The organism is Oceanimonas smirnovii ATCC BAA-899, from assembly GCF_000381965.1.
GTDB classification, from domain to species: domain Bacteria; phylum Pseudomonadota; class Gammaproteobacteria; order Enterobacterales; family Aeromonadaceae; genus Oceanimonas; species Oceanimonas smirnovii.
Genome location: NZ_KB908469.1, coordinates 61,953 through 86,329, shown reverse-complemented (window position 1 = coordinate 86,329; position 24,377 = coordinate 61,953). Strand labels below are relative to the sequence as shown.

Sequence of the window (24,377 nt, the reverse complement as noted above, 5' to 3'; positions counted from 1 at the left end):
TCTGAGCCATGATCAAACTCTTCAATTAAAGATTTGATGCTCAATGAATATCTGAATTGCTGCTATTGCTAGTGCACTTCACAAATCATTGAAAAACAATATTTTTTGTTTCTCAATCGACTGCGAGTGCCCACACAGTTTGCTTGATAAATTGTTAAAGAGCGTTGACCGCTTTCGCTGGTCAGGGCTGCGTATTCTACGCAACTCTTGGTGTTCGTCAAGCGTTGAATCAAACTTTATTTTGTTGTCTTTCAACCCTTGTGACCGTTGGCGTGTTGCCCCGTGTCAGTGGATGCGCATTATAGGGAGCCGCGATTTCTGCGCAAGGGCTTTTTTGACAAAAAACGGGGTTTCAGCACCGAACGCTTATTAACCCAGCAAAACCACATGTTAGCCACAGAGTTATGCACAAATTGGGAGGCATTGGCTCGTCACTACGCATATTTATTGCACACACCGAACACCCACCTCCCCTGCGACAGGACTATAACTGGGCAAATGGGCAAATGGGCAAATGGGCAAATGGGCAAATGGGCAAATGGGCAAATGGGCACGATTAACACAGGGAGCAGAAAAGGTTCTGCTGCTCAGCATGAGAGAATAAAGCACAGAAAAGAGCATCCTGCTAATACAGGTACGAAACGAAGCCGGCTTTCAGAAAAAAGAAAGTAGTGAAGTCAGAATGACGATAATGCGGGGAAGGTTAACGAAAGATAATGAAAATGGACTAATAAAGAAAAAGCCGGGCGAACCCGGCTTTTGTTTTTACTCTTCAGAAGCAGCTGCTTCTTGCGCTTCGATGTCGCGACCTACCAGCTCAATATAAGCCATAGGGGCGTTGTCACCAGCGCGGAAACCACACTTCAGGATGCGGGTGTAACCACCCGGACGCTCCTGGTAGCGAGGTCCCAGTTCGTTGAACAGTTTGCCAACTACTTCGCTGTCGCGAGTACGGGCAAATGCCAGGCGACGGTTAGCAACGCTGTCGCTCTTGGCCAGTGTGATCAGAGGTTCAACCACACGACGCAGCTCTTTTGCCTTGGGCAGAGTCGTCTTGATAACTTCATGACGAACCAAGGAGCTGGCCATGTTGCGGAACATCGCCTGACGGTGGCTGCTGTTCCGGTTCAGTTGACGACCACTCTTACGATGGCGCATGACCTAATCCTTCCTAACTAAATCGGTAAAACCTGTGATCCGGTTTATTCATCAGCAATGCTGGCAGGCGGCCAGTTCTCCAGGCGCATGCCCAGAGACAAACCACGAGACGCCAACACGTCTTTAATCTCGGTAAGAGATTTTTTACCCAGGTTGGGAGTCTTCAGCAGCTCCACCTCGGTACGCTGTACCAGATCACCAATGTAATGGATCGCTTCTGCCTTCAGACAGTTCGCAGAACGAACTGTCAGTTCCAGATCGTCGACAGGACGCAGCAGGATAGGATCGAACTCAGGTTTGTCTTCTTTCTCTTCCGGCTCGCTGACATCACGCAGATCCACAAAGGCTTCCAGCTGCTCAGCCATGATGGTGGCTGCACGGCGAATGGCCTCTTCAGGATCCAGGGTGCCGTTGGTCTCCATGTCGATAACCAGCTTATCCAGATCGGTACGCTGTTCAACACGGGCCGCCTCTACATTATAGGCGATACGAACCACGGGGCTGTAAGCCGCGTCCAGCAACAGGCGACCAATCGGACGCTCGTCATCTTCGGTGTGAGCGCGGGCAGAGGCAGGTACATAGCCCCGGCCGCGCTGCACTTTCAGACGCATGCTGATCTCGGCGTCGTCCCCAGTCAGATGACAGATGACGTGCTCTGGGTTAACGATCTCGACGTCATCACCATGAGTGATGTCGCCTGCAGTTACGGGACCTGCACCAGTTTTGGTCAGTGACAGGGTAACCTCGTCCTTGCCTTCCAGCTTGATGGCAACCTCTTTGAGGTTGAGCAGGATTTCCAGAATATCTTCCTGGATACCTTCCTTGCTGCTGTACTCGTGCAAAACACCGTCGAGTTCAACTTCGGTGATGGCACAGCCGGGCATGGAAGAAAGCAGAATACGACGCAGCGCATTACCCAGTGTATGACCAAAGCCACGCTCCAGCGGCTCGAGAGTCACTTTGGCATGAGTCTGGGTGATTTGTTCAATATCAACCAGACGCGGCTTAAGAAAATCTGTTACAGAACCCTGCATTGTGTCCTCTCTTAGAAGCTGGCTTTACTTGGAGTAAAGCTCGACGATCAGCTGTTCATTAATTTCGGCAGACAGGTCGCTACGCTCAGGCAGGCGCTTGTAGGTGCCTTGCATGTTAGTAGCGTCAATTTCTACCCAAGTCGGCTTTTCACGTTGACCGGACAGCTCCAGGGAAGCTTTGATCCGGGCTTGCTTCTTGGCCTTCTCGCGAACGCTGACTACGTCTTCGGGAGAAACTTGGAAGGAAGGAATGTTAACAACCTGACCGTTTACCAGGATGGCCTTGTGGCTCACCAGCTGGCGAGACTCGGCGCGGGTAGCACCAAAGCCCATGCGGTATACAACGTTGTCCAGACGACCTTCCAGCAGCTGCAGCAGGTTCTCACCAGTGTTGCCTTTCAGGCGCGCAGCTTCTTTGTAGTAGTTGCGGAATTGCTTTTCCAGCACGCCGTAGATACGACGAACTTTTTGCTTTTCACGCAGCTGTACACCGTAGTCAGACAGACGGGGCTTACGAGCGCCGTGCTGACCGGGTGCGGTATCAATTTTACATTTTGAATCGATCGCGCGAACACCTGACTTCAGGAAGAGGTCAGTGCCCTCGCGACGGCTCAGTTTGAGCTTGGGACCCAGATATCTTGCCATGTTCTTTCTCCAACTATCCTACAAGAAACGTTATACGCGGCGCTTCTTGGGAGGACGACAACCGTTGTGCGGGATGGGAGTCACATCGGTGATGTTGGTGATGCGGAAACCCGCAGCATTCAACGCACGGATGGATGACTCGCGGCCCGGACCCGGACCTTTAACCATTACTTCCAGGTTCTTGACACCGTATTCCTTGGCAACGTCACCAGCGCGCTCGGCAGCTACCTGAGCAGCGAACGGGGTGGATTTGCGGGAACCACGGAAACCTGAACCACCGGCAGTTGCCCAAGACAGAGCATTACCCTGACGGTCGGTGATGGTTACGATGGTGTTGTTGAAAGAAGCATGTACGTGGGCGATACCGTCGCTCACCTGCTTTTTAACGCGCTTACGTGCGCTACGAGCCGGAGTTTTAGCCATGATCTACCTTCCCGTTATTTCTTGATCGGTTTACGAGGACCTTTGCGCGTACGAGCATTGGTCTTGGTGCGCTGACCGCGAACAGGGAGGCTGCGACGATGACGCAGGCCACGGTAACAACCCAGGTCCATCAGACGCTTGATGTTCATGGAGATCTCGCGGCGCAGGTCACCTTCAACGGTAAACTTGGCCACTTGCTCACGCAGAGATTCTACCTGAGCTTCATCCAATTCTTTAATTTTCACATTCTCAGCGATACCGGCTGCGGCACAAATAGCCTTGGAGCGGGTACGACCGACGCCATAAATAGCGGTCAAAGCAATGACGGCATGTTTATGGTCAGGAATGTTAATGCCAGCGATACGGGCCACTATGCACTCCTACATATTAACGAATAAAAAGCCATTACAAAGCCCGTCGAGGATACGTAATGGCTGAACTTTTCACCTAACGAAGGTGGCTGGCTACTTTAGCCAGCCTGCCTTCAATTTTCAAGCTAAATCGTAACTTTTTTAGCCTTTAACCCTGACGCTGCTTGTGCTTGGGGTCAGAGGTGCAGATCACGCGAATCACACCGTGACGCTTGATGATCTTGCAGTTACGGCAAATAGCCTTAACGGAAGCACGGACTTTCATTGCTTAACTCCGTAAATAACCGAACCTTAGCGGTTGTAGCCTTTCAGGTTCGCTTTTCTCAGGACATCGCCATACTGATGAGACATCATGTGGGTTTGCACCTGAGCCATGAAATCCATGATGACGACCACAATAATTAACAGCGAGGTACCACCAAAGTAGAACTGGACGTTCCAGGCTGTCATAAGAAACTGTGGAACCAGACAGATAAAGGTAATGTACAGCGCACCAACCAGGGTCAGGCGAGTCATTATCTTATCTATATAGCGCGCTGTCTGCTCACCCGGGCGAATACCCGGAATAAAAGCACCACTCTTCTTCAGGTTATCTGCCGTCTCGCGCGGATTGAACACCAGCGCGGTATAGAAGAAACAAAAGAAGATAATGGCAGCGGCATACAACATTACATACAGCGGCTGACCGGGCTGCAGTGTGAGAGAGATCTCCTGCAACACATTGGCCACCATACCTTCACCCTGACCGAACCATGAGGCCACAGTACCCGGGAAAAGAATAATGCTGGATGCGAAAATCGCTGGAATAACCCCCGCCATGTTCACTTTCAGGGGCAGGTGTGTACTCTGTGCTGCGAATACCTGGCGGCCTTGTTGACGCTTGGCATAGTTCACCACAATGCGGCGCTGACCACGCTCAACAAATACCACGAAGTAGGTCACAGCAAACACGATTACGGCCAGTAGCAACAGCAACAGAATGTGCAATTCCCCCTGACGCGCCTGCTCTGCCGTGGCACCGATGGCCGAAGGCAGGCCGGCAACAATACCCGTGAAAATAATCAACGAGATACCATTACCAATGCCTCTTTCGGTAATCTGCTCACCCAACCACATCAAAAACATGGTACCGGTAACCAGGCTCACCACTGCCGTAAAGTAGAATGCAAGACCCGGATTAATCACCAGGCCAGGCATCATGTTCGGCAGACCGGTGGCAATACCAATGGCCTGAATGGTGCCCAGAACCAGCGTACCATAACGGGTATACTGACTGATTTTGCGGCGACCCGCTTCACCTTCCTTCTTGAGCTCGGCCAAGGGAGGGTGAACCACAGTCAGCAGCTGAATGATAATGGACGCAGAAATATACGGCATTATCCCCAGCGCCAGTATGGACGCTCGTTCCAGAGCGCCACCACTGAACATGTTAAACATTTCAATGATGGTGCCCTGTTGTTGCTGGAACAAGTCGGCAAGTACGGCGGCGTCAATACCAGGAATAGGCACATAGGAGCCGGTGCGGAACACGACAATCGCGATCAGAACGAAAAGCAGACGGCTTTTCAGTTCACTCAGCCCGCCCTGTGCGTTTTTAGCTTCTAATCCTGGTTTCTTGGCCATAGTACTTATTATTCCTCGATTTTACCGCCGGCGGCTTCAATGGCAGCACGGGCACCTTTGGTGACACCGAGACCAACCACAGTCACTTGACGGTCAATGGTACCGGACAGTACAACCTTGGCGAACTGGATGTTCTTGGTCAGAACGCCAGCCTGCTTCAGGGTGTTCAGATCCACCACGTCGCCTTCAACTTTCGCCAGTTCACTCAAGCGAACTTCAGCACTGACCAGAGACTTGCGCGAAGTAAAACCAAACTTCGGCAGACGCTGTTTCAGCGGCATCTGACCGCCTTCAAAACCATTGCGAACCTTACCACCGGAACGGGACTTTTGACCCTTGTGGCCGCGGCCACCGGTCTTGCCCAGACCGGAACCGATACCACGGCCTACGCGCTTGGCGGAAGGCTTGGAGCCGGCGGCAGGAGACAGAGTATTCAAACGCATGCGATTACTCCTCTACCTTAACCATGTAGTAAACCTGGTTGATCATACCGCGTACACAAGCTGTATCTTCCAGCTCGACGGTGTGACCAATGCGACGCAGACCGAGACCACGCAGTGTTGCCTTGTGCTTAGGCAGACGGCCGATGGAGCTACGAGTCTGAGTAACTTTTACAGTCTTGTTAGTCATGGCGCATTACCCCAGAATTTCGTCAACGCGCAGACCACGCTTGGCAGCGACTTGCTCAGGCGACTTCATATGAGCCAGAGCGTCGATGGTAGCGCGAACAACGTTGTTCGGGTTGGTGGAACCGTAGGTCTTGGCCAGTACGTTGTGCACACCAGCTACTTCCAGAACGGCGCGCATGGCACCACCGGCGATGATACCGGTACCCTCGGAAGCGGGCTGCATGAACACGTTGGAACCGGAGTGACGACCCTTGACCGGGTGAAACAGGGTGCCATTGTTCAGACCAACGGTACGCATGTTGCGACGAGCCTGTTCCATCGCCTTTTGAATGGCGGCGGGTACTTCACGGGCCTTGCCGTAACCAAAACCAACGCGACCGTTACCATCACCTACCACAGTCAGTGCGGTGAAGGAGAAGATACGACCACCTTTTACAACTTTTGATACACGGTTTACTGCAATGAGCTTCTCTTGCAGTTCACCGGCTTGAGCTTCGATTTTTGCCATTTTCGACTCCACCTTAGAACTGAAGACCAGCTTCACGGGCAGCTGCAGCCAGAGCGGCTACACGACCGTGATATTGGAAACCGGAACGGTCAAAAGCGACCTCTTTAACACCTTTCTCGAGCGCACGCTCAGCGATGATTTTACCGATCAGCGCGGCGGCATCGATGTTACCGGTAGATTTCACCTGTTCACGAACAGACTTTTCAACGGTAGACGCTGAAGCCAGAACAGCGGTGCTGTCTGATGAAATAACCTGGGCATAGATGTGGCGCGGAGTACGGTGAACCACCAGGCGAGTAGCACCCAGTTCCAGCATCTTTTTGCGTGCTTTAGTAGCACGGCGGATACGAGCTGCTTTTTTGTCCATAGTGTTACCTTACTTCTTCTTAGCCTCTTTGCTGCGAACCTGCTCGCCGAAATAGCGAACACCCTTGCCTTTGTAAGGCTCTGGCTTGCGGTACGCACGGATGTTGGCAGCAACCTGACCAATCAGCTGTTTGTCGGCAGACTTGAGAACGATCTCGGTCTGGGAAGGACATTCAGCGGATACGCCTTCAGGCAGCGCATGCTCAACCGGATGAGAGAAACCCAGAGACAGTGCAATTGCATTGCCTTTCATCTGGGCACGATAACCCACACCAACCAGCTGCAGCTTGCGTTCGAAGCCTTGGGTAACACCGATAACCATGTTGTTGACCAGGGAGCGGGCAGTACCGGCCTGGGCATTGGCGCCATCCACGTTTTCACGGGGGGCGAACGTCAACTGGTTGTCGTTCTGGCTGATTTCAACGGCAGCATTAACAGTACGGCTCAGCGTACCCTGGCTACCCTTGATGGTGATTTCCTGACCGTTCAACGTCACTTCTACGCCGGCAGGAATGTCGATAGGTGCCTTAGCTATGCGAGACATATCTACTCCCCTTAAGCAACGTAGCAGATGATCTCACCACCCATACCGGCTTTACGCGCGGCACGGTCGGTCATCACACCTTTAGACGTGGAAACGATGGCCACACCCATGCCGGCCATTACTTTCGGCAGCTCGTCGCGCTTCTTATAGATGCGCAGACCGGGGCGGCTTACGCGCTGCAGCAGTTCTACCACAGGATTACCCTCGAAGTACTTCAAAGTAACTTCCAGTTCGGCCTTGGTGTCACCGGCAACGGCGTAGTCAGTGATATAACCTTCTTCTTTCAGTACCTGGGCAATCGCCACTTTTACTTTGGAGGAAGGCATGGAGACAGCAACTTTGTTGGCTGCCTGACCGTTGCGGATGCGGGTCAGCATATCCGCGATCGGATCTTGCATGCTCATTGTGTATTACTCCCGTGTTCGCTTACCAAGAAGCCTTCTTCAGGCCCGGAATTTCACCCTTCATCATGAGCTCACGCACCTTGATGCGGCTCAGGCCGAATTTCCGCAGGAAACCATGCGGACGACCGGTGATGTTGCAGCGGTTACGCTGACGAGACGGGCTTGCGTCACGGGGCAGTTGCTGCAGCTTGAGCACTGCGTCCCAACGGTCTTCATCAGAAGTCTTCACGTCGGAAATGATTGCTTTCAATTCACGACGCTTGGCTGCGTATTTGTCAGCCAGCTTTTCGCGCTTGACTTCGCGAGCTTTCATTGATTGTTTTGCCATAACCCTACACCTTACTTACGGAATGGGAAGTCAAAGGCAGCCAGCAGAGCACGACCTTCTTCGTTTGACTGAGCAGAAGTAGTGATGGTGATATCCAGACCACGTACACGATCTACTTTGTCATAATCGATTTCAGGGAAAATGATTTGCTCACGCACACCCATGGAGTAGTTACCACGACCATCGAACGACTTAGGGTTCAGGCCACGGAAGTCACGGATCCGGGGGATAGAGATACAAATCAGACGCTCCAGGAACTCCCACATACGCTCGCCGCGCAGAGTTACTTTACAACCAATGGGGTAGCCTTCACGGATTTTGAAGCCAGCAACGGATTTACGAGCTTTGGTGACCAGCGGCTTTTGACCGGAAATGGCAGCCAGATCGGCAGCAGCATTGTCCAGGATCTTTTTATCAGCCAGTGCTTCACCCACACCCATGTTCAGGGTGATTTTCTCAATCCGAGGGACTTGCATGATAGACTTGTACCCGAACTGGCTCATCAGTTCTTTTACTACAGTTTCGTTGTAGTAATCATGCAGTTTCGCCATCGTATTACTCCAATTACTTCACAAGTTCGCCGGTGGATTTGAAGAAACGGACTTTTTTGCCGTCTTCAATCCGGAAACCTACGCGGTCAGCCTTGCCAGAGGCAGAGTTGAACAGCGCTACGTTAGAAACGTCAATCGGTGCTTCCAGGTCGATGATACCGCCAGCCTGACCCAGTTGGGGTACGGGCTTCTGGTGCTTCTTGACCATGTTAATACCAGAGACGATTACCTTACCTTCCGCGGTCAGGACTTTGGTGACAGTGCCACGCTTGCCCTTGTCCTTGCCGGTAAGAATGATGACTTCGTCATCGCGACGGATTTTAGCTGCCATCGTTTGACTCCTTACAGTACTTCAGGTGCCAGTGAAACAATCTTCATAAACTTCTCATTACGAAGTTCACGAGTCACCGGGCCAAAAATACGAGTACCGATCGGCTGGTGATTGTTGTTAAGAATCACTGCCGCATTACGGTCGAAACGGATGACAGAGCCGTCCGGACGACGAACGCCTTTACGGGTGCGTACGACCACCGCGTTCATTACATCACCTTTTTTAACCTTACCGCGCGGAATTGCTTCCTTAACAGTAATTTTGATGATGTCGCCGATACCGGCATAGCGACGGTGCGAGCCACCCAGGACCTTAATACACATTACGCTGCGCGCGCCGGAGTTGTCGGCCACGTCCAGCATACTTTGCATTTGGATCATGTTAGTGCTCCGCTAAATTTACTACGTTAAAACCCCTTTCAGGGCATGTTGGCTGCCAAAGAAGGCGCGGCATTATAGCACCGCCAAATGCGAAAGGGTAGCGTAAAAAACAAACGGCCCATCAAGGGGCCGTTTGACCTGAGTAGTATATCAGAGAACGTTAGGCTTTAACCGGACGCTCAATGATTTTTACCAGGGTCCAAGACTTGGTCTTGGACAGAGGACGGCATTCGCGAATGGTCACGACGTCGCCGGCCTTGCACTCGTTGTTCTCATCATGAACGTGCAGCTTGGTAGTGCGCTTGATGTACTTACCGTAGATCGGGTGTTTCACGAAGCGGTTGATAGCCACAGTGATGGACTTGTCCATCTTGTCGCTTACTACACGGCCCTGCAGAGTACGAATGGTTTGTTCGCTCATCTTAGGCACCTGCCTTTTCATTCAGAACAGTCTTAACACGCGCGATGTCGCGACGTACCGTTTTGAGGTTGTGAGTCTGAGCCAGCTGGCCAGTGCTCGCTTGCATGCGCAGGTTAAACTGCTCGCGCAGCAGGCCCAGCAGTTCCTGGTTCAGTTCTTCAACACTCTTCTCACGCAGATCTTGTGCTTTCATCACATCACCGTCCGAGTTACAAAAGTGGTTCTTACGGGCAGTTTGGCAGCAGCCAGGGCAAAGGCTTCGCGAGCCAACGCTTCCGGTACACCATCCATTTCGTACAGAACACGACCCGGCTGGATCTGTGCTACCCAGTACTCCACGTTACCCTTACCTTTACCCATACGTACTTCCAGGGGCTTTTCGGTAATCGGCTTGTCCGGGAAGATACGGATCCAGATCTTGCCTTGACGCTTGACGTGACGAGTCATGGCACGACGTGCTGCTTCGATCTGACGAGCAGTGATACGTCCACGCGTAGTCGCCTTGAGACCAAAGGAACCAAATGCTACCAGGTTGCCTGAGGTCGCCACACCGCGGTTACGGCCTTTGTGGACTTTACGGAATTTCGTACGTTTTGGTTGCAACATGTCCGAGTCTCCTTACTTACCGCGGCCTTTGCGCTTGGGCTTGGACGGAGCGGGTTCCTGAGCCACAGCCTGCAGGCCGCCCAGTACCTCACCCTTGAAGATCCAAACCTTCACGCCGATGATGCCGTAAGTGGTAGATGCTTCAGAAGTTGCGTAGTCGATATCGGCACGCAGGGTGTGCAGAGGCACACGACCTTCACGGTACCATTCGGTACGCGCGATTTCAGCGCCGCCCAGACGACCGCTCACTTCCACCTTGATGCCCTTGGCGCCAATGCGCATGGCGTTCTGTACCGCACGCTTCATGGCGCGACGGAACATAACGCGACGCTCCAGCTGGGAAGCGATAGAATCGGCAACCAGCTGACCGTCGAGCTCAGGCTTACGCACTTCGGAAATGTTGATCTGTGCAGGCACGCCAGCCAGTTTGGCTACATGCTTGCGCAGTTTTTCAACGTCTTCGCCTTTCTTGCCGATAACAACACCCGGGCGAGCAGTGTGAATGGTCACACGGATGCTCTTGGCCGGACGCTCGATAACGACGCGAGAAACGGAGGCGTTTTTCAGTTCCTTGTTCAGGAACTGACGTACCTCAAAATCGCTGTGCAGGTTGTCAGCGAAGTCCTTGGTATTCGCAAACCAGGTCGAATTAAAAGGCTTGGTGATACCTAAGCGAATACCATTCGGATGTACTTTCTGGCCCATTGCTTATCTCCTAGCCTCTTAGCGGTCGGACACAACCACAGTAATGTGGCTGGTACGCTTCATGATACGGTCCGCGCGGCCCTTGGCACGAGGACGAATACGCTTCATGGTGGGACCTTCATCAACGAAGATCTTGGTCACCTTCAGCTCATCGATATCCGCACCTTCATTGTGCTCGGCATTAGCAATGGCAGATTCCAGTACCTTCTTGACCAGAACGGCAGCCTTTTTGGGGCTGAACGCCAGGACATCCAGTGCCTTGTCTACGGACAAACCGCGAACTTGATCGGCTACCAGGCGCGCCTTCTGGGCAGAAGTACGAGCAAAGCGGTGTTTAGCTATAGCTTCCATCTTTTACCCCTTAACGCTTCTTGGCCTTCTTATCAGCGACATGGCCGCGATAAGTACGAGTCGGTGCAAATTCACCCAGCTTGTGTCCGATCATTTCATCGGAAACGTAGACAGGTACGTGCTGACGACCATTATGGACAGCGATGGTCAAACCGATCATGTTCGGAATGATCATTGAACGACGGGACCAGGTTTTAATTGGCTTTTTATCCCCGCTTTCCACCGCTTTCTCTACCTTCTTCAGCAAGTGCAGGTCGATAAACGGACCTTTCTTGAGAGAACGTGGCATGGTGATACCTCTAAAAAACTATTACTTGTTACGGTGACGTACCACGAACTTGTCGGTACGCTTGTTTTTACGGGTTTTGGCGCCCTTGGTAGGTTTACCCCAAGGAGTAACCGGATGACGGCCACCAGAGGTACGACCTTCACCACCACCGTGCGGGTGGTCTACCGGGTTCATCGCCACACCACGTACGGTAGGACGAACACCACGCCAGCGCTGTGCACCGGCTTTACCCAGCTGACGCAGCATGTGCTCAGCATTGCCAACTTCACCCAGGGTGGCGCGGCACTCGGCCTGCACCTTGCGTACTTCGCCGGAGCGCAGACGCAGGGTCACGTAGTTGCCTTCGCGAGCCAGGATCTGGGCATAAGTACCGGCAGAACGGGCGATCTGTGCGCCTTTGCCAGGCTTCATTTCAATCGCGTGAACGGTAGAGCCCACGGGAATGTTGCGCATCGGCAGGCTGTTGCCGGCCTTGATCGGAGCAGCATCACCGGACAGCAGCTGGTCGCCGGCCTGAACACCTTTCGGTGCCAGAATGTAGCGACGCTCACCGTCTGCATACAGCACCAGAGCGATGTTGGCAGAGCGGTTCGGATCATATTCAAGACGCTCAACCTTGGCCGGAATACCGTCCTTGTTGCGCTTGAAGTCGATCATACGATAGTGCTGCTTGTGACCACCGCCGATATGACGAACAGTGGTGCGGCCGTTGTTGTTGCGGCCACCGGACTTGGACTTCTTGTCCAGCAGGGCTGCAAACGGCTTGCCTTTGTACAGTTCCGGGTTGCTGATCTTGACGACATGACGGCGACCCGGAGAAGTAGGCTTACATTTTACAATTGCCATTTTTAATTACTCCTCTCTTACTCGGCACCGTCGAAGTCGATGTCCTGACCTTCTTTCAGGGTCACGTAGGCCTTTTTCCAGTCGGAACGCTGGCCAATGCGGTTACCGGTGCGCTTGGTTTTACCCTTCACCAGCAACGTGCGAACATCTTTAACTTCAACTTCGAACAGCTTCTCGACCGCCGCCTTTACTTCGGCTTTGGTAGCGTCCTTGGCAACCTTGAACACGATGGTGTTGGTCTTCTCGGCAACCATGGTGCTTTTTTCAGAGACATGCGGCGCCTTCAGAACTTTCAGAATACGCTCTTCACGGATCATGCCAGCATCTCCTCGATTTGCTTAACTGCATCAGCAGTTACCAGTACCTTGTCGAACGCGATCAGAGAAACCGGGTCGATACCGGCCACGTCACGCACGTCAACCTTGTACAGGTTACGGGCGGCCAGGAACAGGTTCTCGTCCACTTCACCGGTGACGATCAGAACGTCGTTCAGATCCCACTGCTTCAGCTTGGCAACCAGTTCTTTGGTTTTCGGCGCTTCCACACCGAACTTCTCTACCACGATCAGACGCTCTTGACGTACCAGCTCAGAGAGGATGCTCTTGATGGCACCACGGTACATCTTCTTGTTGACCTTCTGGCTGTGATCTTGCGGCTTAGCAGCAAAAGTCACACCACCGGAACGCCAAATCGGAGAGCGGATGGTACCGGCACGGGCCCGGCCGGTGCCTTTCTGGCGCCACGGCTTCTTGCCGCCGCCGGACACTTCGGAACGGGTCTTCTGAGCACGAGTACCTTGACGAGCACCGGCGGCATAGGCCACAACAACCTGATGCACCAGAGCTTCGTTGAACTCACGCCCGAAGGTAGTTTCGGAAACTTCAAGAGCGCCTTGCGCGTCTTTCATTACCAATTCCATTACTATCTCCTCAGACGTTACGCTTTAACGGCAGGTTTAACGATGACGTTGCCGTTAGTCGCACCCGGAACTGCACCTTTAATGAGCAGCAGGTTACGATCAACATCAACGCGAACCACTTCCAGGTTCTGAGTGGTTACCCGCTCAGCACCCAGGTGACCGGCCATTTTCTTGCCCTTGAATACCTTGCCCGGAGACTGGTTCTGACCAATAGAACCCGGAGCGCGGTGAGACAGAGAGTTGCCGTGAGTCATGTCCTGAGTACGGAAGTTCCAGCGCTTAACAGCACCAGCAAAACCTTTACCTTTGGAAGTACCGGTAACGTCTACTTTCTTGACATCAGCAAAGATGTCGACTTTCAGCTCGGCACCCACTTCGATGCTGTCGCCTTCGCCTTCACCCAGGCGGAATTCCCACAGACCGCGGCCCGCTTCCACGCCGGCTTTGGCGAAATGGCCAGCTTCCGGTTTGGTGATGCGGTTCGCTTTCTTGGTGCCAGCGGTCACCTGAATGGCCGCGTAGCCATCCTGTTCCAGTGTTTTCACCTGGGTAACACGGTTGGCATCTACTTCGATAACGGTGACCGGGATGGACACGCCGTCTTCGGTGAAGACACGGGTCATACCCAGCTTACGACCTACTAGACCGATTGCCATTGATAAAACCTCTTTCCGTTATTAGCCCAGGCTGATCTGGACGTCTACGCCAGCAGCCAGATCCAGACGCATCAGCGCATCGACAGTTTTGTCGGTGGGCTCAACGATGTCGACCAGACGCTTGTGAGTACGAATTTCGTACTGATCACGTGCATCTTTGTTCACGTGTGGAGATACCAGTACGGTGTAGCGCTCTTTGCGCGTCGGCAGCGGGATAGGACCGCGAACCTGGGCGCCGGTGCGCTTGGCAGTTTCTACGATCTCCGCAGTAGACTGGTCGATCAGACGGTGATCGAACGCCTTCAGACGGATACGAATTCTTTGGTTCTGCATTACCAGAGCTCCAATTGGATAAAGAACATAAAATCAGCACCGCCTGCTCCTTCATATGAAAGAGGGGGTGTGATTTAACAACGGTGCCCACCATATCGGGGGCCTGTAAGAGCCAGGAGCTACCTGGCATGAACCTTTCGGCTCGCTTGATAAAGTTAACCAAGCGAGCGGCATTATACGGGATTGGCACTGTGTTGCAAGCCCGCTTTGTTATTTTTTAACCAGCTGCCCGCAGAGTGGATTCCGGCTCCATGGCCGGAATAACTCATAATGGAAGACTACCGGCTTACTTGCGGGCCTGAAGGTGCTGCTCGGCGTTAGTGAGCGCCACTTCTACCTGTTCCGGGGCCACGCCACCCAGGGCGCAGCGGCTGGCCAGGCTCGATTCCAGGGTCAGCCGCGGATAAACGTCTTCAGCAATCACGTCGCTGAACTGTTTAAAATCTTCCAGCGGCAGTTCTTCCATCGGCAGTTTCTTGCCGATGGCGTGCACGACGATGGCACCTACTATGTGGTGCGCTTCCCGGAACGGAATGCCCTTGGACACCAGATAGTCGGCCATTTCGGTGGCATTGGAGTAACCGCCCTGCGCCGCTTCCCGGGTCTTGTCTTCGTTGACCTTAAGGTCGTGCAGTACCATCTCGGCCATTTCCAGACAGTCGTACCAGGTGTCGAGGGCGTCGAACAGACCTTCCTTGTCTTCCTGCATGTCTTTGTTGTAGGCCAGCGGCAGGGCCTTCAGGGTCATCATCATGCCGGCATAGGCACCAAACACCCGGCCGGTCTTGCCGCGGATCAGCTCCAGCGCATCCGGGTTCTTCTTCTGGGGCATCAGCGAGGAGCCGGAGGTCACGGCGTCGGACAGCTCGAGGAAGCCGGCCTCACCAGAGTTGTAGAAGATCAGATCTTCGGCAAAGCGGGACAGGTGCATCATGGAGTTGACGGCACAGTTGATCAGCTCCAGCACATGGTCCCGGTCGGACACGGAGTCCAGGCTGTTGCGGGTCGGGCCGGCAAAACCGAGAGATTTGGCCAGTTCATGGCGGTCTACCGGGAAGCCGGTGCCGGCCAGGGCACCGGAGCCCAGCGGGCAGGTATCCATGCGGGCAGCCGCATCCTGCAGCCGGCTGTAATCCCGCTCCAGCATTTCCACATAGGCCAGGCACCAGTGAGAAAAGGTCACCGGCTGGGCGCGCTGCAGGTGAGTGTAACCGGGCAGCACGGTGCCCTGCTGTTCCCGGGCCACGCTTACCAGCTGTTTTTGCAGGGTATCAATTTTCTCCAGCAGCAGCGGCACCTGGGCTTTGCACCACAGCTTGAGATCGGTAGCCACCTGATCGTTACGGCTGCGGCCGGTGTGCAGTTTCTTGCCAAGATCACCGACAGCGGCAATCAGCTCTCCTTCCACCCAGGAGTGAATGTCTTCGGCGTCGGATTGCAGGATCTGCTCCGGATCGGCCACGACCCGCGCCTTGAGCTCGTTCAGCGCCTGTTCCAGCCGCTGCTGCTCCTCGCCGGTCAGTACCCCCACCTTGGCCAGTGCCTGAGACCAGGCTACAGAACCCACTATGTCCTGCTCCGCCAGCCGGTAGTCGAACCGCAGCGAGTCATTAAACTGCTTGAAGCGGGTATCTGCGGCCTGAGTAAAACGTCCACCCCAAAGTGCCATAATTCTGTTACTCCTATAAACAAAGCTGGAAGTTGTAAGCTTTAAGCTGGAAGCAGCCCGAGTTGTCGGTGGCTGCTTTCTTCCACCTGCCAGTCCGGCATGGCTGTAAAACTGTGAATATAACGCGGTTTTGCTTAAAGCTGACAGCTTATAGCTTACAGCTCGGAAAAAGGGGGCCGAAGCCCCCTTTTTTCGGTGTTTACTTCTGCTGGTCTTTCAGCGCCTTGATGCGGCTGGCCAGAGAGTAAAGACGGATAAAGCCTTCAGCGTGGCTCTGGTCGTACACCTCGTCTTCGCCAAAAGTGGCGAACTCTTCCGAGTACAGGCTGTTGGGCGACTGTTTCTTGATGGCAGTCACCTGGCCCTTGTACATCTTCAGTACCACTTCACCGGTCACGTCTTCGGCAATGGCGGTGGCAGAAGCCAGCAGACCCTTGCACAGCTGAGTGAACCAGCGACCGTCGTACACCAGATGGGAGAACTCGGCACCCACCTTTTCGCGCCAGGCGCGGGTCGGCTTGTCCAGCACCAGCTCTTCAATGGCGCGCAGGGCAGCCATCATGACGGTGCCACCGGGAGTTTCATAGCAACCACGGGACTTCATGCCCACCAGACGGTTTTCTACTATGTCTACCCGGCCCACGCCGTGCTTGGCGGCACGCTCGTTCAGATGCGTCAGCACTTCATAAGGAGACATGGTCTTGCCGTCTACTGCCACTATGTGGCCTTTTTCAACGGTCAGAGAAACCAGCTCGGCCTTGTCGGGCGCCTGCTCCGGCGACACGGTCCAGGTCCAGGCCTGTTCGGACGGCTCGTTCCAGGTGCTTTCCAGCTCACCACCTTCGGTGGAGATGTGCCAGGCGTTGGCGTCACGGGAGTAGATCTTGGTGGCGCTGGCGGTGGTCTTGATATTACGCTTGGCCAGGTAGTCGAGCAGATCTTCACGGCTGCGCATATCCCAGATCCGCCACGGGGCGATTACCGCCAGTTGCGGGGCCAGCGCGGCCACGGCACCTTCAAAGCGTACCTGATCGTTGCCCTTGCCGGTACAACCGTGAGAGATGGCATCGGCACCTTCGGCCAGGGCCACTTCCACCATGGCCTTGGCGATCACCGGACGGGCCATGGAAGTACCCAACAGGTAAGTACCTTCATAAATGGCACCGGTGGTCAGGGTGGGATAGACATAGTCGCGTACGAATTCGTCTTTCAGATCCGCCACAATGCACTTTGACGCACCGGAAGCGATGGCTTTTTCTTCCACGCCTTCCAGATCTTCCGCGCCCTGGCCCACATCGGCCACAAAGGCTACCACTTCACAGCCTTCGTAGTTTTCCTTCAGCCACGGAATGATGGCAGAGGTATCCAGGCCGCCGGAATAGGCCAGTACGATCTTTTTGAATTGGCTCATTAACAATTATCCCTTCATCAATGTCAGCAGCACGGCGTTCTGAGCGTGCATGCGGTTTTCAGCTTGGTCGAGGATCAGGGAGGCAGGACCGTCCATGACCTCGGAAGTAATTTCCCACTCCCTGTGGGCGGGCTGGCAGTGCAGCACCTTGGTGGCTCCGGTTTTGTCGAGCAGGGCCTGATTGATCTGGTAAGGCATGTAAATCTCCTTCACCTGCTCCAGCGGGGTATTATCACCCATGGAAACCCAGGTGTCTGTATAGATCACATCCACACCTTCAATATCATCCAGGCTGTCGGTCACGCGAATGGTGGCACCACTGACGGCCGCCAGGGCCTCGGCTTCCTTCAGAATTTGTGCATCCACATTGTGACCACGCGGGCTGACTGCAGTGACGGTAGCACCCAGAATGGCACCACACAGCAGCAGCGAATGGGTCACGTTGTTACCGTCACCCACATAGGCCAGGTGGACCTTGCTCAAGTCATCAAAATGCTCGGAGATGGTCAGAAAATCTGCCAGTGCCTGGCACGGATGATACAGATTGCACAGGGAGTTGATCACCGGCACGGTGGCGTGCTCGGTCATTTCCACCAAGGTCTGGTGATCATAGACCCGGGCCACAATGGCATCGCACCAGCGCGACAGATTGGCGGCAAAATCCTGTACGGTTTCCCGGGTGCCCATGGCACCATTCTGGCTGTCCAGATAGACGGGATGGCCACCCAGTTTGTTCACGCCAATATCAAAAGTTACCCGGGTGCGCAGCGAGGGCTTTTCAAACAGGGTGACCACACTTTTGCCCTTGAGGGCATCGGCATAGTTGGCCGGATTGGCCTTAACGTCTTTGGCCAGCGTGAGGATCTGCTCGATTTGCTCTTTGCTGTAGTCTTTCAGGCTCAGTAAATGCTGCATGAGTCGTCCTTAATGAGAAATACGGGTACCGTAGCCGGACTCACCGGCCAGCAGCGACAACAGCTGCTCCGGATGACGCCAGCTGCCCACGGCCACCGGCTTGCCCAGGGTTTTGGTGGCCTTGAGCGCCGCCTTTACCTTTACGGCCATGCCATCTTTAATTACGTTTTGTTCCATCAGCTGCTGAGCGTCGGCCTCGCTCAGGTGAGCGATCAGCTGGCCTTCACCGTCCAGAATGCCGCTCACATCCGACAACATTACCAGATCCGCATCAAGAATTTCGGCAATGGCGGTGGCAGCCTGATCGGCGTTCACGTTCATCAGCTTGCCGTCAAAGGTGATGCCGATAGAGCTGACAATGGGCAGAAAGCCGCCTGCCAGCAATGAGCTCACCAGGGCAGCATCGCCGCCTTCAATCTGGCCTACCGCCCCCAGCTCAGGATCCAGCTGGCTGACCCGGCACAGACCACCGTCACCCAGGCACAGGCCCACGGAAGGAATCTCATGAGCAATGGCCTGAGCCAGCAGCAGCTTGTTGGCAGTGCCGGCCAGGGCACCGGCGATTACCGGAATCTGCTCGAACGGCGTGACCCGCAGGCCGTTTTTCTTGGTGGAGGTCAGACCCATGGCCTTGAGCTGGTTATCTACCAGCACACCGCCACCGTGCACCAGCAGCAACGGACGGCCCGAATCATCAATAAAGGCCTTGAGCGTGGAGAACAGCGCGTTCAGTGCCTGTTCGCTTTCCAGCAGAGTGCCACCCAGCTTCACCACCAGCGGTTGTTGTTCAGACATGCGTTGTTACTCCTTGACCAGCCCCGCCACCGGCGAGAATCCCTGATGGATATTAATGCACTGAATGGCCTGACTGGCGGCCCCCTTCAGCAGGTTGTCGATGGCAGAAACCACGATCAGCTGGTCACCGTCCCGGCCCCAGTGTAAATCGCAGAACGGCGTGCCGGCCACATCGTTAATCTGGGGCCACTGGCCTGCCAGCCGCACAATTTTCTGACCGTTGTAGGCCTGATGATAAGCAGCGGCAATCTGCTCATCGGTCACGCCCTCTTTCAGCTGCACATAAATGGTGGCCAGAATGCCACGAATAAAGTTACCCAGATGCGGCTGAAACACCACCTGATTGCCCAGGTGATGGCTGATCTCGGGCTGATGGCGGTGCGTAAACACGCCGTAGGGCTTGTAGCTCACTTCACAGAAGCTGTTGGCCATGCTTGCCTTGCGGCCGGCACCACTCACGCCGGACACGGCGCTGATAATGGGGCGGTTACCCTCGGCAATCAGGCCGGCCTGCTGCAGCGGCTTGAGCGCGCTCAGTGACGCAGTAGGGTAACAACCGGGCACGGCAATCAGGCTGGCTGCCTTGATAGCGTCCTGGTTCCATTCTGCCAGGCCGTAGGCAGCATCATTCAGCCAGTCGGCATGCTGGTGAGCAAAGCCGTAGAATTTGTCATAAAAGCCTTCACCGGGTACGCGAAAAGCACCGGACAGATCAAATACCGGCAGGCCCTTGGCCAGAAAACCCGGTGCCAGATCGTGGCTTACTTCATGGGCGGTAGCCAGCAGCACCAGATCGGCCTGAGTGTGAATACGGCTGAGGGCTTCGTCATCCAGCGGCAGCAGCGGCGCATCAATCACGCCACGCCAGCGGGGGTGCAGGCTGGCAAACGGCTTGTGGGCATCCTGGCTGCCCTCGGACACATAGAGTCCGGCCAGTTCCAGATGGGGATGGCCGTGGATCAGTCCGGCCAGCTCGGCACCGGTGTAACCACTGGCACCTATGATTGCAGCTTTCAACATGGTCTCGTCCGTAATCTCGTTCAGCTTGGTATCAATAAGCAGGCATCAGCCTGGCGTGTTTGCGGGGGCTGTGTCACCCTGAGGTAAATGCCGCCGGTCCACTAAAATGACAGAGTGGCAGACTAGCAACAAATACATATTTATGCAATCGTATTGAATTTAAATTTGACTGATTTCAACGGAGGATCCATGTCATCCCTTAACTTTATGGACATGTACCGCAACATTATTGCACTGCCTTCCATCAGCAGCACCGAAAGCAGCTGGGACCAGAGCAACGAGCAGGTCATTCGTCTGCTGGCCGACTGGTTCAGCCAGCTGGGCTTTGACGTGGAAGTGACCGAACTGCCCGATCTGCCCGGCAAATTCAATCTGCTGGCCACCAAAGGCGAAGGCGATGGCGGCCTGCTGCTGGCCGGGCACACCGATACCGTGCCCTTTGATCCGGGCCGCTGGAACAAGGATCCGTTCAAACTCACCGAAGAAGGCGACCGTATCTATGGTCTGGGCACCATCGACATGAAAGGCTTCTTTGCCTTTATTGTGGAAGCGCTGAAAGATCTGGATCTGAGCAAGCTCAACAAACCCATTCGCATTCTGGCCACTGCCGATGAAGAAACCACCATGGCCGGTGCCCGCGCCATTGCCAGCGCCATGGCGATCAAGCCCGACTATGCGGTCATCGGCGAGCCCACCGGCCTGGTGCCGGTGATGATGCACAAAGGTCACATGTCGGAAGCCATTCGGGTTACCGGCAAAAGCGGCCACAGCTCGGATCCCGCCAATGGTGTGAACGCGCTGGAAATTATGCAGCAGGTCATGGGCCGGCTGATTGATCTGCAGCGCCAGCTGAAAGAAAACTATGCCAACCCTCACTTCAAGGTGCCTCAGCCCACCCTCAATCTGGGCCACATTAATGGTGGCGACAGCCCTAACCGCATCTGCGCCTGTTGCGAGCTGCACTTTGATATGCGCCCCATTCCCGGTGTGGGCCCGGATGAGCTGCTGGGTCTGCTGCATCACGCCCTGGCCCCGCTCAAAGAGCAATACCCTGATGCGCTGGAGCTGACTCATCTGCATGAGCCCATTCCGCCCTACGGCACCGATCCCGACGCCGAGCTGGTGCGGGCCGCCGCCGATATTACCGGTAACGCCGCCGAGGCGGTGAACTACTGCACCGAAGCCCCCTTTATCAATCAGCTGGGTTGTCAGACCATAGTGCTGGGTCCGGGACATATTGCTCAGGCGCACCAGCCAGATGAATATCTGGATCTCTCCTTCGTTAAACCCACGGTAGAGGTACTGCAGCGACTGGTGAACCGCTTTTGTTTAAGTAATTAAATTACAAAGTGTGAAGTCAAACAGGTCGAAGGATTGACCAGATTAAGGAAAGCTGGCTGAATTAAACGAGGAAACGTGACTATTTTGTAATAAATCAACAAAAGAGGCGAATATGGATAATCATGCGGCACTCAGGGCCAATGTGGGTCTGCTGGGGCAGTTGCTGGGCGATGCCATTCGGGATCATCACGGACAGGCCTTCCTCGACAAAATAGAAACCATTCGCCAGCTGGCCAAGTCGGCGCGTCAGGGCAACGATAACGATCAGCAGCGGCTGCTGACGACCCTGAAGCAACTGAGTGATGACGAGCTGCTGCCCGTGGCCCGCGCCTTCAGCCAGTTTCTTAACCTGGCCAACGTGGCCGAGCAATTTCACACCATTTCCCGGGGTTACCGGAAAGATGCCGGCCCCAACCCCCTGGACGAGGTATTTGCCCGCCTGAAAGGTGCCAATGTCAGCCAGGCGGATATTCGCGGTGCCGTGACCAATCTGGATATTGATCTGGTGCTGACAGCTCATCCCACGGAAGTGACCCGCCGCACTTTTATTCACAAACATGTACAGCTCAATGACTGTCTGGCCGCCATGGAGCTGGATCTGCCGGAAGATGAAAAAACCGAGCTGCTGGCCCGTATCGACCAGCTCATCACTCAGGCCTGGCACAGTAATGAAATCCGCTCGCAGCGGCCAACACCGGTAGATGAAGCCAAGTGGGGCTTTGCGGTGATTGAAAACAGCCTCTGGCCTGCCCTGCCCCGCTTTTTGCGCCAGCTGGATCAGCGCATGGAGCGCGAGCTGGGTGAACGCCTGCCGCTGAATGCGGCACCGGTACGCTTTACCTCCTGGATGGGCGGCGACCGGGACGGCAACCCTTTTGTTACCGCAAGGGTCACTGAAGAAGTGCTGCTGCTGGGACGCTGGATGGCCAGCTCGCTGTTCCTCAATGACATTCAGGAGCTGGTCTCCGAGCTGTCAATGTCGGATGCCAGCACCGAGCTGCGCGCCGCCAGCGGTGACAGCGACGAACCCTACCGGGCGGTGCTGCGCCAGCTGCGGGAAGACTTGCGCGAAACCCTGCTGCACCTCAATGCAAGAGTTCAGGGCCAGAAGACCGATGCCCGTGACTTGATCACCCAAACCGAACAGCTGCGCCAGCCGCTGGAACTGTGTTACCACTCGCTGCAGCAATGCGGTCTGGGCAAGATTGCCGACGGTCTGCTGCTCGATGTAATTCGCAAGGTTGCCTGTTTTGGCATTCATCTGCTCAAGCTGGATATTCGTCAGGACGGTGAGCGCCACGCTCAGGCACTGGCGGAGCTTACCCGCTATCTGGGTCTGGGTGACTATGGTGAATGGAGCGAAGCCGACAAGCAGGCGTTTTTGCTCAATGAACTCAACTCCCGCCGCCCGCTGCTGCCCCGTCAGTGGCAGCCCTCGGCCGACACTCAGGAAACCCTGGATACCTGCCGGGTGATTTCCCGCCATCCACAGGATGCCTTTGGTATTTACATCATTTCCATGGCCGGTGAGCCGTCAGATGTGCTGGCGGTACAGCTTTTGCTGAAAGAGTGCGGCGTGGATTTTGCCATGCCCATAGCGCCGCTGTTTGAAACCCTGGATGATCTGAACCAGGGTGCCGCCGTGATTGAACGGCTGTATCAGCAGCCCTGGTATCGCGGCTATATGCAGGGCCGCCAGTACGTCATGATTGGCTATTCCGACTCCGCCAAAGATGCCGGCATGCTGGCCGCCGGCTGGGCCCAGTACAGCGCCATGGAGAAACTGGTGGCCATCAGCGAACGGGAAAAGGTCACCCTCACTTTGTTCCACGGTCGCGGCGGCAGCCTGGGGCGGGGCGGCGGTCCTGCCCGTCAGGCCATTCTGGCTCAGCCGCCGGGCTCCACCATTGGCGGTTTGCGGGTCACCGAGCAGGGCGAAATGATCCGCTTTAAATTCGGTCTGCCGCAAGTGGCTATCGACAGCCTGACGCTCTATGCCAGCGCCGTGCTGGAAGCCAACCTGCTGCCGCCGCCGGAGCCAAAGCCCGAGTGGCGCAAGCTGATGAACACCATGGCGGAGGTGTCCTGTGCTCATTACCGCTCACTTATTCGCGGTGAGCCTGACTTTGTGCCCTACTTTCGTGCCGCCACTCCCGAGCTGGAGCTGGGCAAACTGCCGCTGGGCTCCCGTCCGGCCAAACGCAAGCCCAACGGCGGTGTAGAAAGCCTGCGTGCCATTCCCTGGATTTTTGCCTGGACCCAGAACCGGCTGATGTTGCCTGCCTGGCTGGGGGCCCACAAGGGGCTGGAAAAGGTCATGGCAGACGGCCACGAAGCCACCCTGCATGCCATGAATCAGGGCTGGCCCTTTTTCCGCGCCCGCCTCGACATGCTGGAAATGGTGTTCCTCAAGGCCGATCTCGGCCTGGCCGCCTACTACGACAGCGTGCTGGTGCCCGACGAGCTGAAAGCCCTGGGCAAAACACTGCGGGACGAGCTGCGCGCCAGCACCGAGCTAGTGCTGAAGCTGAAAGAAAAATCCGAGCTGCTGGCCAGCGAACCCTGGATTCAGGAATCGATCAAGCTGCGTAACCCCTACACGGATCCGCTCAACGTGCTGCAGGCCGAGCTGCTCAAGCGCTCCCGGGAGCAGGGTGACATTCACCCCGTGCTGGATCAGGCGCTGATGGTGACCATAGCGGGTATTGCCGCAGGTATGCGTAACACCGGTTAAACCCAGCCGTAAGCTTTAAGCTGTCAGCTATAAGTAGCTCGGCGGTGATTGCAGGCACGCAATTGTGCCTG

At 55.1% G+C, this 24,377-nt stretch carries 35 protein-coding genes; 2 read left to right on the top strand and 33 right to left on the bottom strand.

The window, feature by feature from the left end; all coding sequences use genetic code 11:
- Positions 1–765 precede the first annotated feature (765 nt).
- The 33 genes from rplQ to argC form a co-directional block, all read right to left on the bottom strand.
- On the bottom strand, positions 766–1,158 hold the full coding sequence (rplQ, locus tag G364_RS0114535; RefSeq protein WP_019935873.1) for a 50S ribosomal protein L17: 393 nt from the start codon (positions 1,156–1,158) through the stop codon (positions 766–768).
- A 44-nt stretch (positions 1,159–1,202) separates the two neighbouring features.
- Positions 1,203–2,192, bottom strand: a complete 990-nt coding sequence (locus G364_RS0114530) for a DNA-directed RNA polymerase subunit alpha (RefSeq protein ID WP_019935872.1) — start codon at positions 2,190–2,192, stop codon at positions 1,203–1,205.
- 24 nt (positions 2,193–2,216) lie between these two features.
- Positions 2,217–2,837 (bottom strand): 30S ribosomal protein S4, encoded by a 621-nt coding sequence (gene rpsD / locus G364_RS0114525; protein WP_019935871.1) that lies wholly within the window; start codon positions 2,835–2,837, stop codon positions 2,217–2,219.
- A gap of 30 nt (positions 2,838–2,867) precedes the next feature.
- Positions 2,868–3,260 (bottom strand): 30S ribosomal protein S11, encoded by a 393-nt coding sequence (gene rpsK, locus G364_RS0114520; protein WP_019935870.1) that lies wholly within the window; start codon positions 3,258–3,260, stop codon positions 2,868–2,870.
- 14 nt (positions 3,261–3,274) lie between these two features.
- On the bottom strand, positions 3,275–3,631 hold the full coding sequence (gene rpsM / locus G364_RS0114515; protein ID WP_019935869.1) for a 30S ribosomal protein S13: 357 nt from the start codon (positions 3,629–3,631) through the stop codon (positions 3,275–3,277).
- 148 nt (positions 3,632–3,779) lie between these two features.
- On the bottom strand, positions 3,780–3,896 hold the full coding sequence (gene rpmJ, locus G364_RS0114510) for a 50S ribosomal protein L36 (protein ID WP_014290663.1): 117 nt from the start codon (positions 3,894–3,896) through the stop codon (positions 3,780–3,782).
- Positions 3,897–3,922: 26 nt separating this feature from the next.
- Positions 3,923–5,254: a preprotein translocase subunit SecY gene (gene secY, locus G364_RS0114505; RefSeq protein WP_019935868.1), complete on the bottom strand. Its 1,332-nt coding sequence runs from the start codon at positions 5,252–5,254 to the stop codon at positions 3,923–3,925.
- A gap of 8 nt (positions 5,255–5,262) precedes the next feature.
- A complete protein-coding gene (rplO, locus tag G364_RS0114500; RefSeq protein ID WP_014290665.1) occupies positions 5,263–5,697 on the bottom strand; it encodes a 50S ribosomal protein L15 in 435 nt (144 codons plus the stop codon).
- Between the two features lie 4 nt (positions 5,698–5,701).
- Positions 5,702–5,884: a 50S ribosomal protein L30 gene (gene rpmD / locus G364_RS17100; protein WP_083928725.1), complete on the bottom strand. Its 183-nt coding sequence runs from the start codon at positions 5,882–5,884 to the stop codon at positions 5,702–5,704.
- Between the two features lie 6 nt (positions 5,885–5,890).
- Positions 5,891–6,391 carry a 30S ribosomal protein S5 gene (gene rpsE, locus G364_RS0114495; RefSeq protein WP_019935867.1) on the bottom strand — a complete coding sequence of 167 codons (501 nt, stop codon included), beginning with the start codon at positions 6,389–6,391 and terminating at the stop codon, positions 5,891–5,893.
- Positions 6,392–6,404: 13 nt separating this feature from the next.
- Entirely contained in the window at positions 6,405–6,758 is a 354-nt protein-coding gene (rplR, locus tag G364_RS0114490; RefSeq protein WP_019935866.1) for a 50S ribosomal protein L18, read from the bottom strand.
- Positions 6,759–6,767: 9 nt separating this feature from the next.
- On the bottom strand, positions 6,768–7,301 hold the full coding sequence (rplF, locus tag G364_RS0114485) for a 50S ribosomal protein L6 (RefSeq protein WP_019935865.1): 534 nt from the start codon (positions 7,299–7,301) through the stop codon (positions 6,768–6,770).
- A gap of 11 nt (positions 7,302–7,312) precedes the next feature.
- Positions 7,313–7,705 (bottom strand): 30S ribosomal protein S8, encoded by a 393-nt coding sequence (gene rpsH, locus G364_RS0114480; protein WP_019935864.1) that lies wholly within the window; start codon positions 7,703–7,705, stop codon positions 7,313–7,315.
- A 22-nt stretch (positions 7,706–7,727) separates the two neighbouring features.
- Positions 7,728–8,033, bottom strand: a complete 306-nt coding sequence (gene rpsN / locus G364_RS0114475) for a 30S ribosomal protein S14 (protein ID WP_026344927.1) — start codon at positions 8,031–8,033, stop codon at positions 7,728–7,730.
- An 11-nt stretch (positions 8,034–8,044) separates the two neighbouring features.
- On the bottom strand, positions 8,045–8,584 hold the full coding sequence (gene rplE, locus G364_RS0114470) for a 50S ribosomal protein L5 (protein ID WP_019935862.1): 540 nt from the start codon (positions 8,582–8,584) through the stop codon (positions 8,045–8,047).
- A gap of 13 nt (positions 8,585–8,597) precedes the next feature.
- On the bottom strand, positions 8,598–8,915 hold the full coding sequence (rplX, locus tag G364_RS0114465) for a 50S ribosomal protein L24 (protein ID WP_019935861.1): 318 nt from the start codon (positions 8,913–8,915) through the stop codon (positions 8,598–8,600).
- 11 nt (positions 8,916–8,926) lie between these two features.
- On the bottom strand, positions 8,927–9,295 hold the full coding sequence (gene rplN / locus G364_RS0114460) for a 50S ribosomal protein L14 (RefSeq protein ID WP_019935860.1): 369 nt from the start codon (positions 9,293–9,295) through the stop codon (positions 8,927–8,929).
- A 160-nt stretch (positions 9,296–9,455) separates the two neighbouring features.
- Positions 9,456–9,716 (bottom strand): 30S ribosomal protein S17, encoded by a 261-nt coding sequence (gene rpsQ, locus G364_RS0114455; protein WP_019935859.1) that lies wholly within the window; start codon positions 9,714–9,716, stop codon positions 9,456–9,458.
- A 1-nt stretch (position 9,717) separates the two neighbouring features.
- Positions 9,718–9,909, bottom strand: a complete 192-nt coding sequence (rpmC, locus tag G364_RS0114450) for a 50S ribosomal protein L29 (protein ID WP_014290676.1) — start codon at positions 9,907–9,909, stop codon at positions 9,718–9,720.
- Complete coding sequence (gene rplP / locus G364_RS0114445; protein WP_019935858.1) at positions 9,909–10,322, bottom strand: 50S ribosomal protein L16; 414 nt, start codon at positions 10,320–10,322, stop codon at positions 9,909–9,911. Before rplP ends, rpmC begins: the two co-directional genes overlap by 1 nt.
- 12 nt (positions 10,323–10,334) lie before the next feature.
- Positions 10,335–11,027, bottom strand: coding sequence for a 30S ribosomal protein S3 (rpsC, locus tag G364_RS0114440; RefSeq protein ID WP_019935857.1), 693 nt, complete (start codon positions 11,025–11,027; stop codon positions 10,335–10,337).
- An 18-nt stretch (positions 11,028–11,045) separates the two neighbouring features.
- Positions 11,046–11,378, bottom strand: a complete 333-nt coding sequence (gene rplV / locus G364_RS0114435; protein ID WP_019935856.1) for a 50S ribosomal protein L22 — start codon at positions 11,376–11,378, stop codon at positions 11,046–11,048.
- A gap of 10 nt (positions 11,379–11,388) precedes the next feature.
- A complete protein-coding gene (rpsS, locus tag G364_RS0114430; protein WP_014290680.1) occupies positions 11,389–11,667 on the bottom strand; it encodes a 30S ribosomal protein S19 in 279 nt (92 codons plus the stop codon).
- Between the two features lie 21 nt (positions 11,668–11,688).
- A complete protein-coding gene (rplB, locus tag G364_RS0114425; RefSeq protein WP_019935855.1) occupies positions 11,689–12,513 on the bottom strand; it encodes a 50S ribosomal protein L2 in 825 nt (274 codons plus the stop codon).
- Between the two features lie 17 nt (positions 12,514–12,530).
- The gene (rplW, locus tag G364_RS0114420; RefSeq protein WP_019935854.1) at positions 12,531–12,830 is read right to left on the bottom strand and encodes a 50S ribosomal protein L23; all 300 of its coding nucleotides are present in this window, start codon (positions 12,828–12,830) and stop codon (positions 12,531–12,533) included.
- Positions 12,827–13,432, bottom strand: coding sequence for a 50S ribosomal protein L4 (gene rplD / locus G364_RS0114415; protein WP_014290683.1), 606 nt, complete (start codon positions 13,430–13,432; stop codon positions 12,827–12,829). The genes rplW and rplD overlap by 4 nt, the downstream gene beginning before the upstream one ends.
- A 17-nt stretch (positions 13,433–13,449) precedes the next feature.
- Entirely contained in the window at positions 13,450–14,088 is a 639-nt protein-coding gene (rplC, locus tag G364_RS0114410) for a 50S ribosomal protein L3 (RefSeq protein ID WP_019935853.1), read from the bottom strand.
- Positions 14,089–14,109: 21 nt separating this feature from the next.
- Positions 14,110–14,421, bottom strand: coding sequence for a 30S ribosomal protein S10 (rpsJ, locus tag G364_RS0114405; RefSeq protein WP_014290685.1), 312 nt, complete (start codon positions 14,419–14,421; stop codon positions 14,110–14,112).
- A 286-nt stretch (positions 14,422–14,707) separates the two neighbouring features.
- Entirely contained in the window at positions 14,708–16,090 is a 1,383-nt protein-coding gene (gene argH, locus G364_RS0114400; RefSeq protein ID WP_019935852.1) for an argininosuccinate lyase, read from the bottom strand.
- 199 nt (positions 16,091–16,289) lie between these two features.
- Positions 16,290–17,501, bottom strand: coding sequence for an argininosuccinate synthase (locus G364_RS0114395; RefSeq protein ID WP_019935851.1), 1,212 nt, complete (start codon positions 17,499–17,501; stop codon positions 16,290–16,292).
- Positions 17,502–17,507: 6 nt separating this feature from the next.
- On the bottom strand, positions 17,508–18,416 hold the full coding sequence (locus G364_RS0114390; protein ID WP_019935850.1) for an ornithine carbamoyltransferase: 909 nt from the start codon (positions 18,414–18,416) through the stop codon (positions 17,508–17,510).
- 9 nt (positions 18,417–18,425) lie between these two features.
- Positions 18,426–19,211 carry an acetylglutamate kinase gene (gene argB / locus G364_RS0114385; RefSeq protein WP_019935849.1) on the bottom strand — a complete coding sequence of 262 codons (786 nt, stop codon included), beginning with the start codon at positions 19,209–19,211 and terminating at the stop codon, positions 18,426–18,428.
- A 6-nt stretch (positions 19,212–19,217) separates the two neighbouring features.
- Positions 19,218–20,231 (bottom strand): N-acetyl-gamma-glutamyl-phosphate reductase, encoded by a 1,014-nt coding sequence (gene argC, locus G364_RS0114380; RefSeq protein WP_019935848.1) that lies wholly within the window; start codon positions 20,229–20,231, stop codon positions 19,218–19,220.
- A gap of 189 nt (positions 20,232–20,420) precedes the next feature.
- On the opposite strand from argC, the gene argE reads away from it, so the two are divergent.
- On the top strand, positions 20,421–21,572 hold the full coding sequence (gene argE / locus G364_RS0114375; RefSeq protein ID WP_019935847.1) for an acetylornithine deacetylase: 1,152 nt from the start codon (positions 20,421–20,423) through the stop codon (positions 21,570–21,572).
- 112 nt (positions 21,573–21,684) lie between these two features.
- Positions 21,685–24,306: a phosphoenolpyruvate carboxylase gene (gene ppc, locus G364_RS0114370; protein ID WP_019935846.1), complete on the top strand. Its 2,622-nt coding sequence runs from the start codon at positions 21,685–21,687 to the stop codon at positions 24,304–24,306.
- Positions 24,307–24,377: the final 71 nt, after the last annotated feature.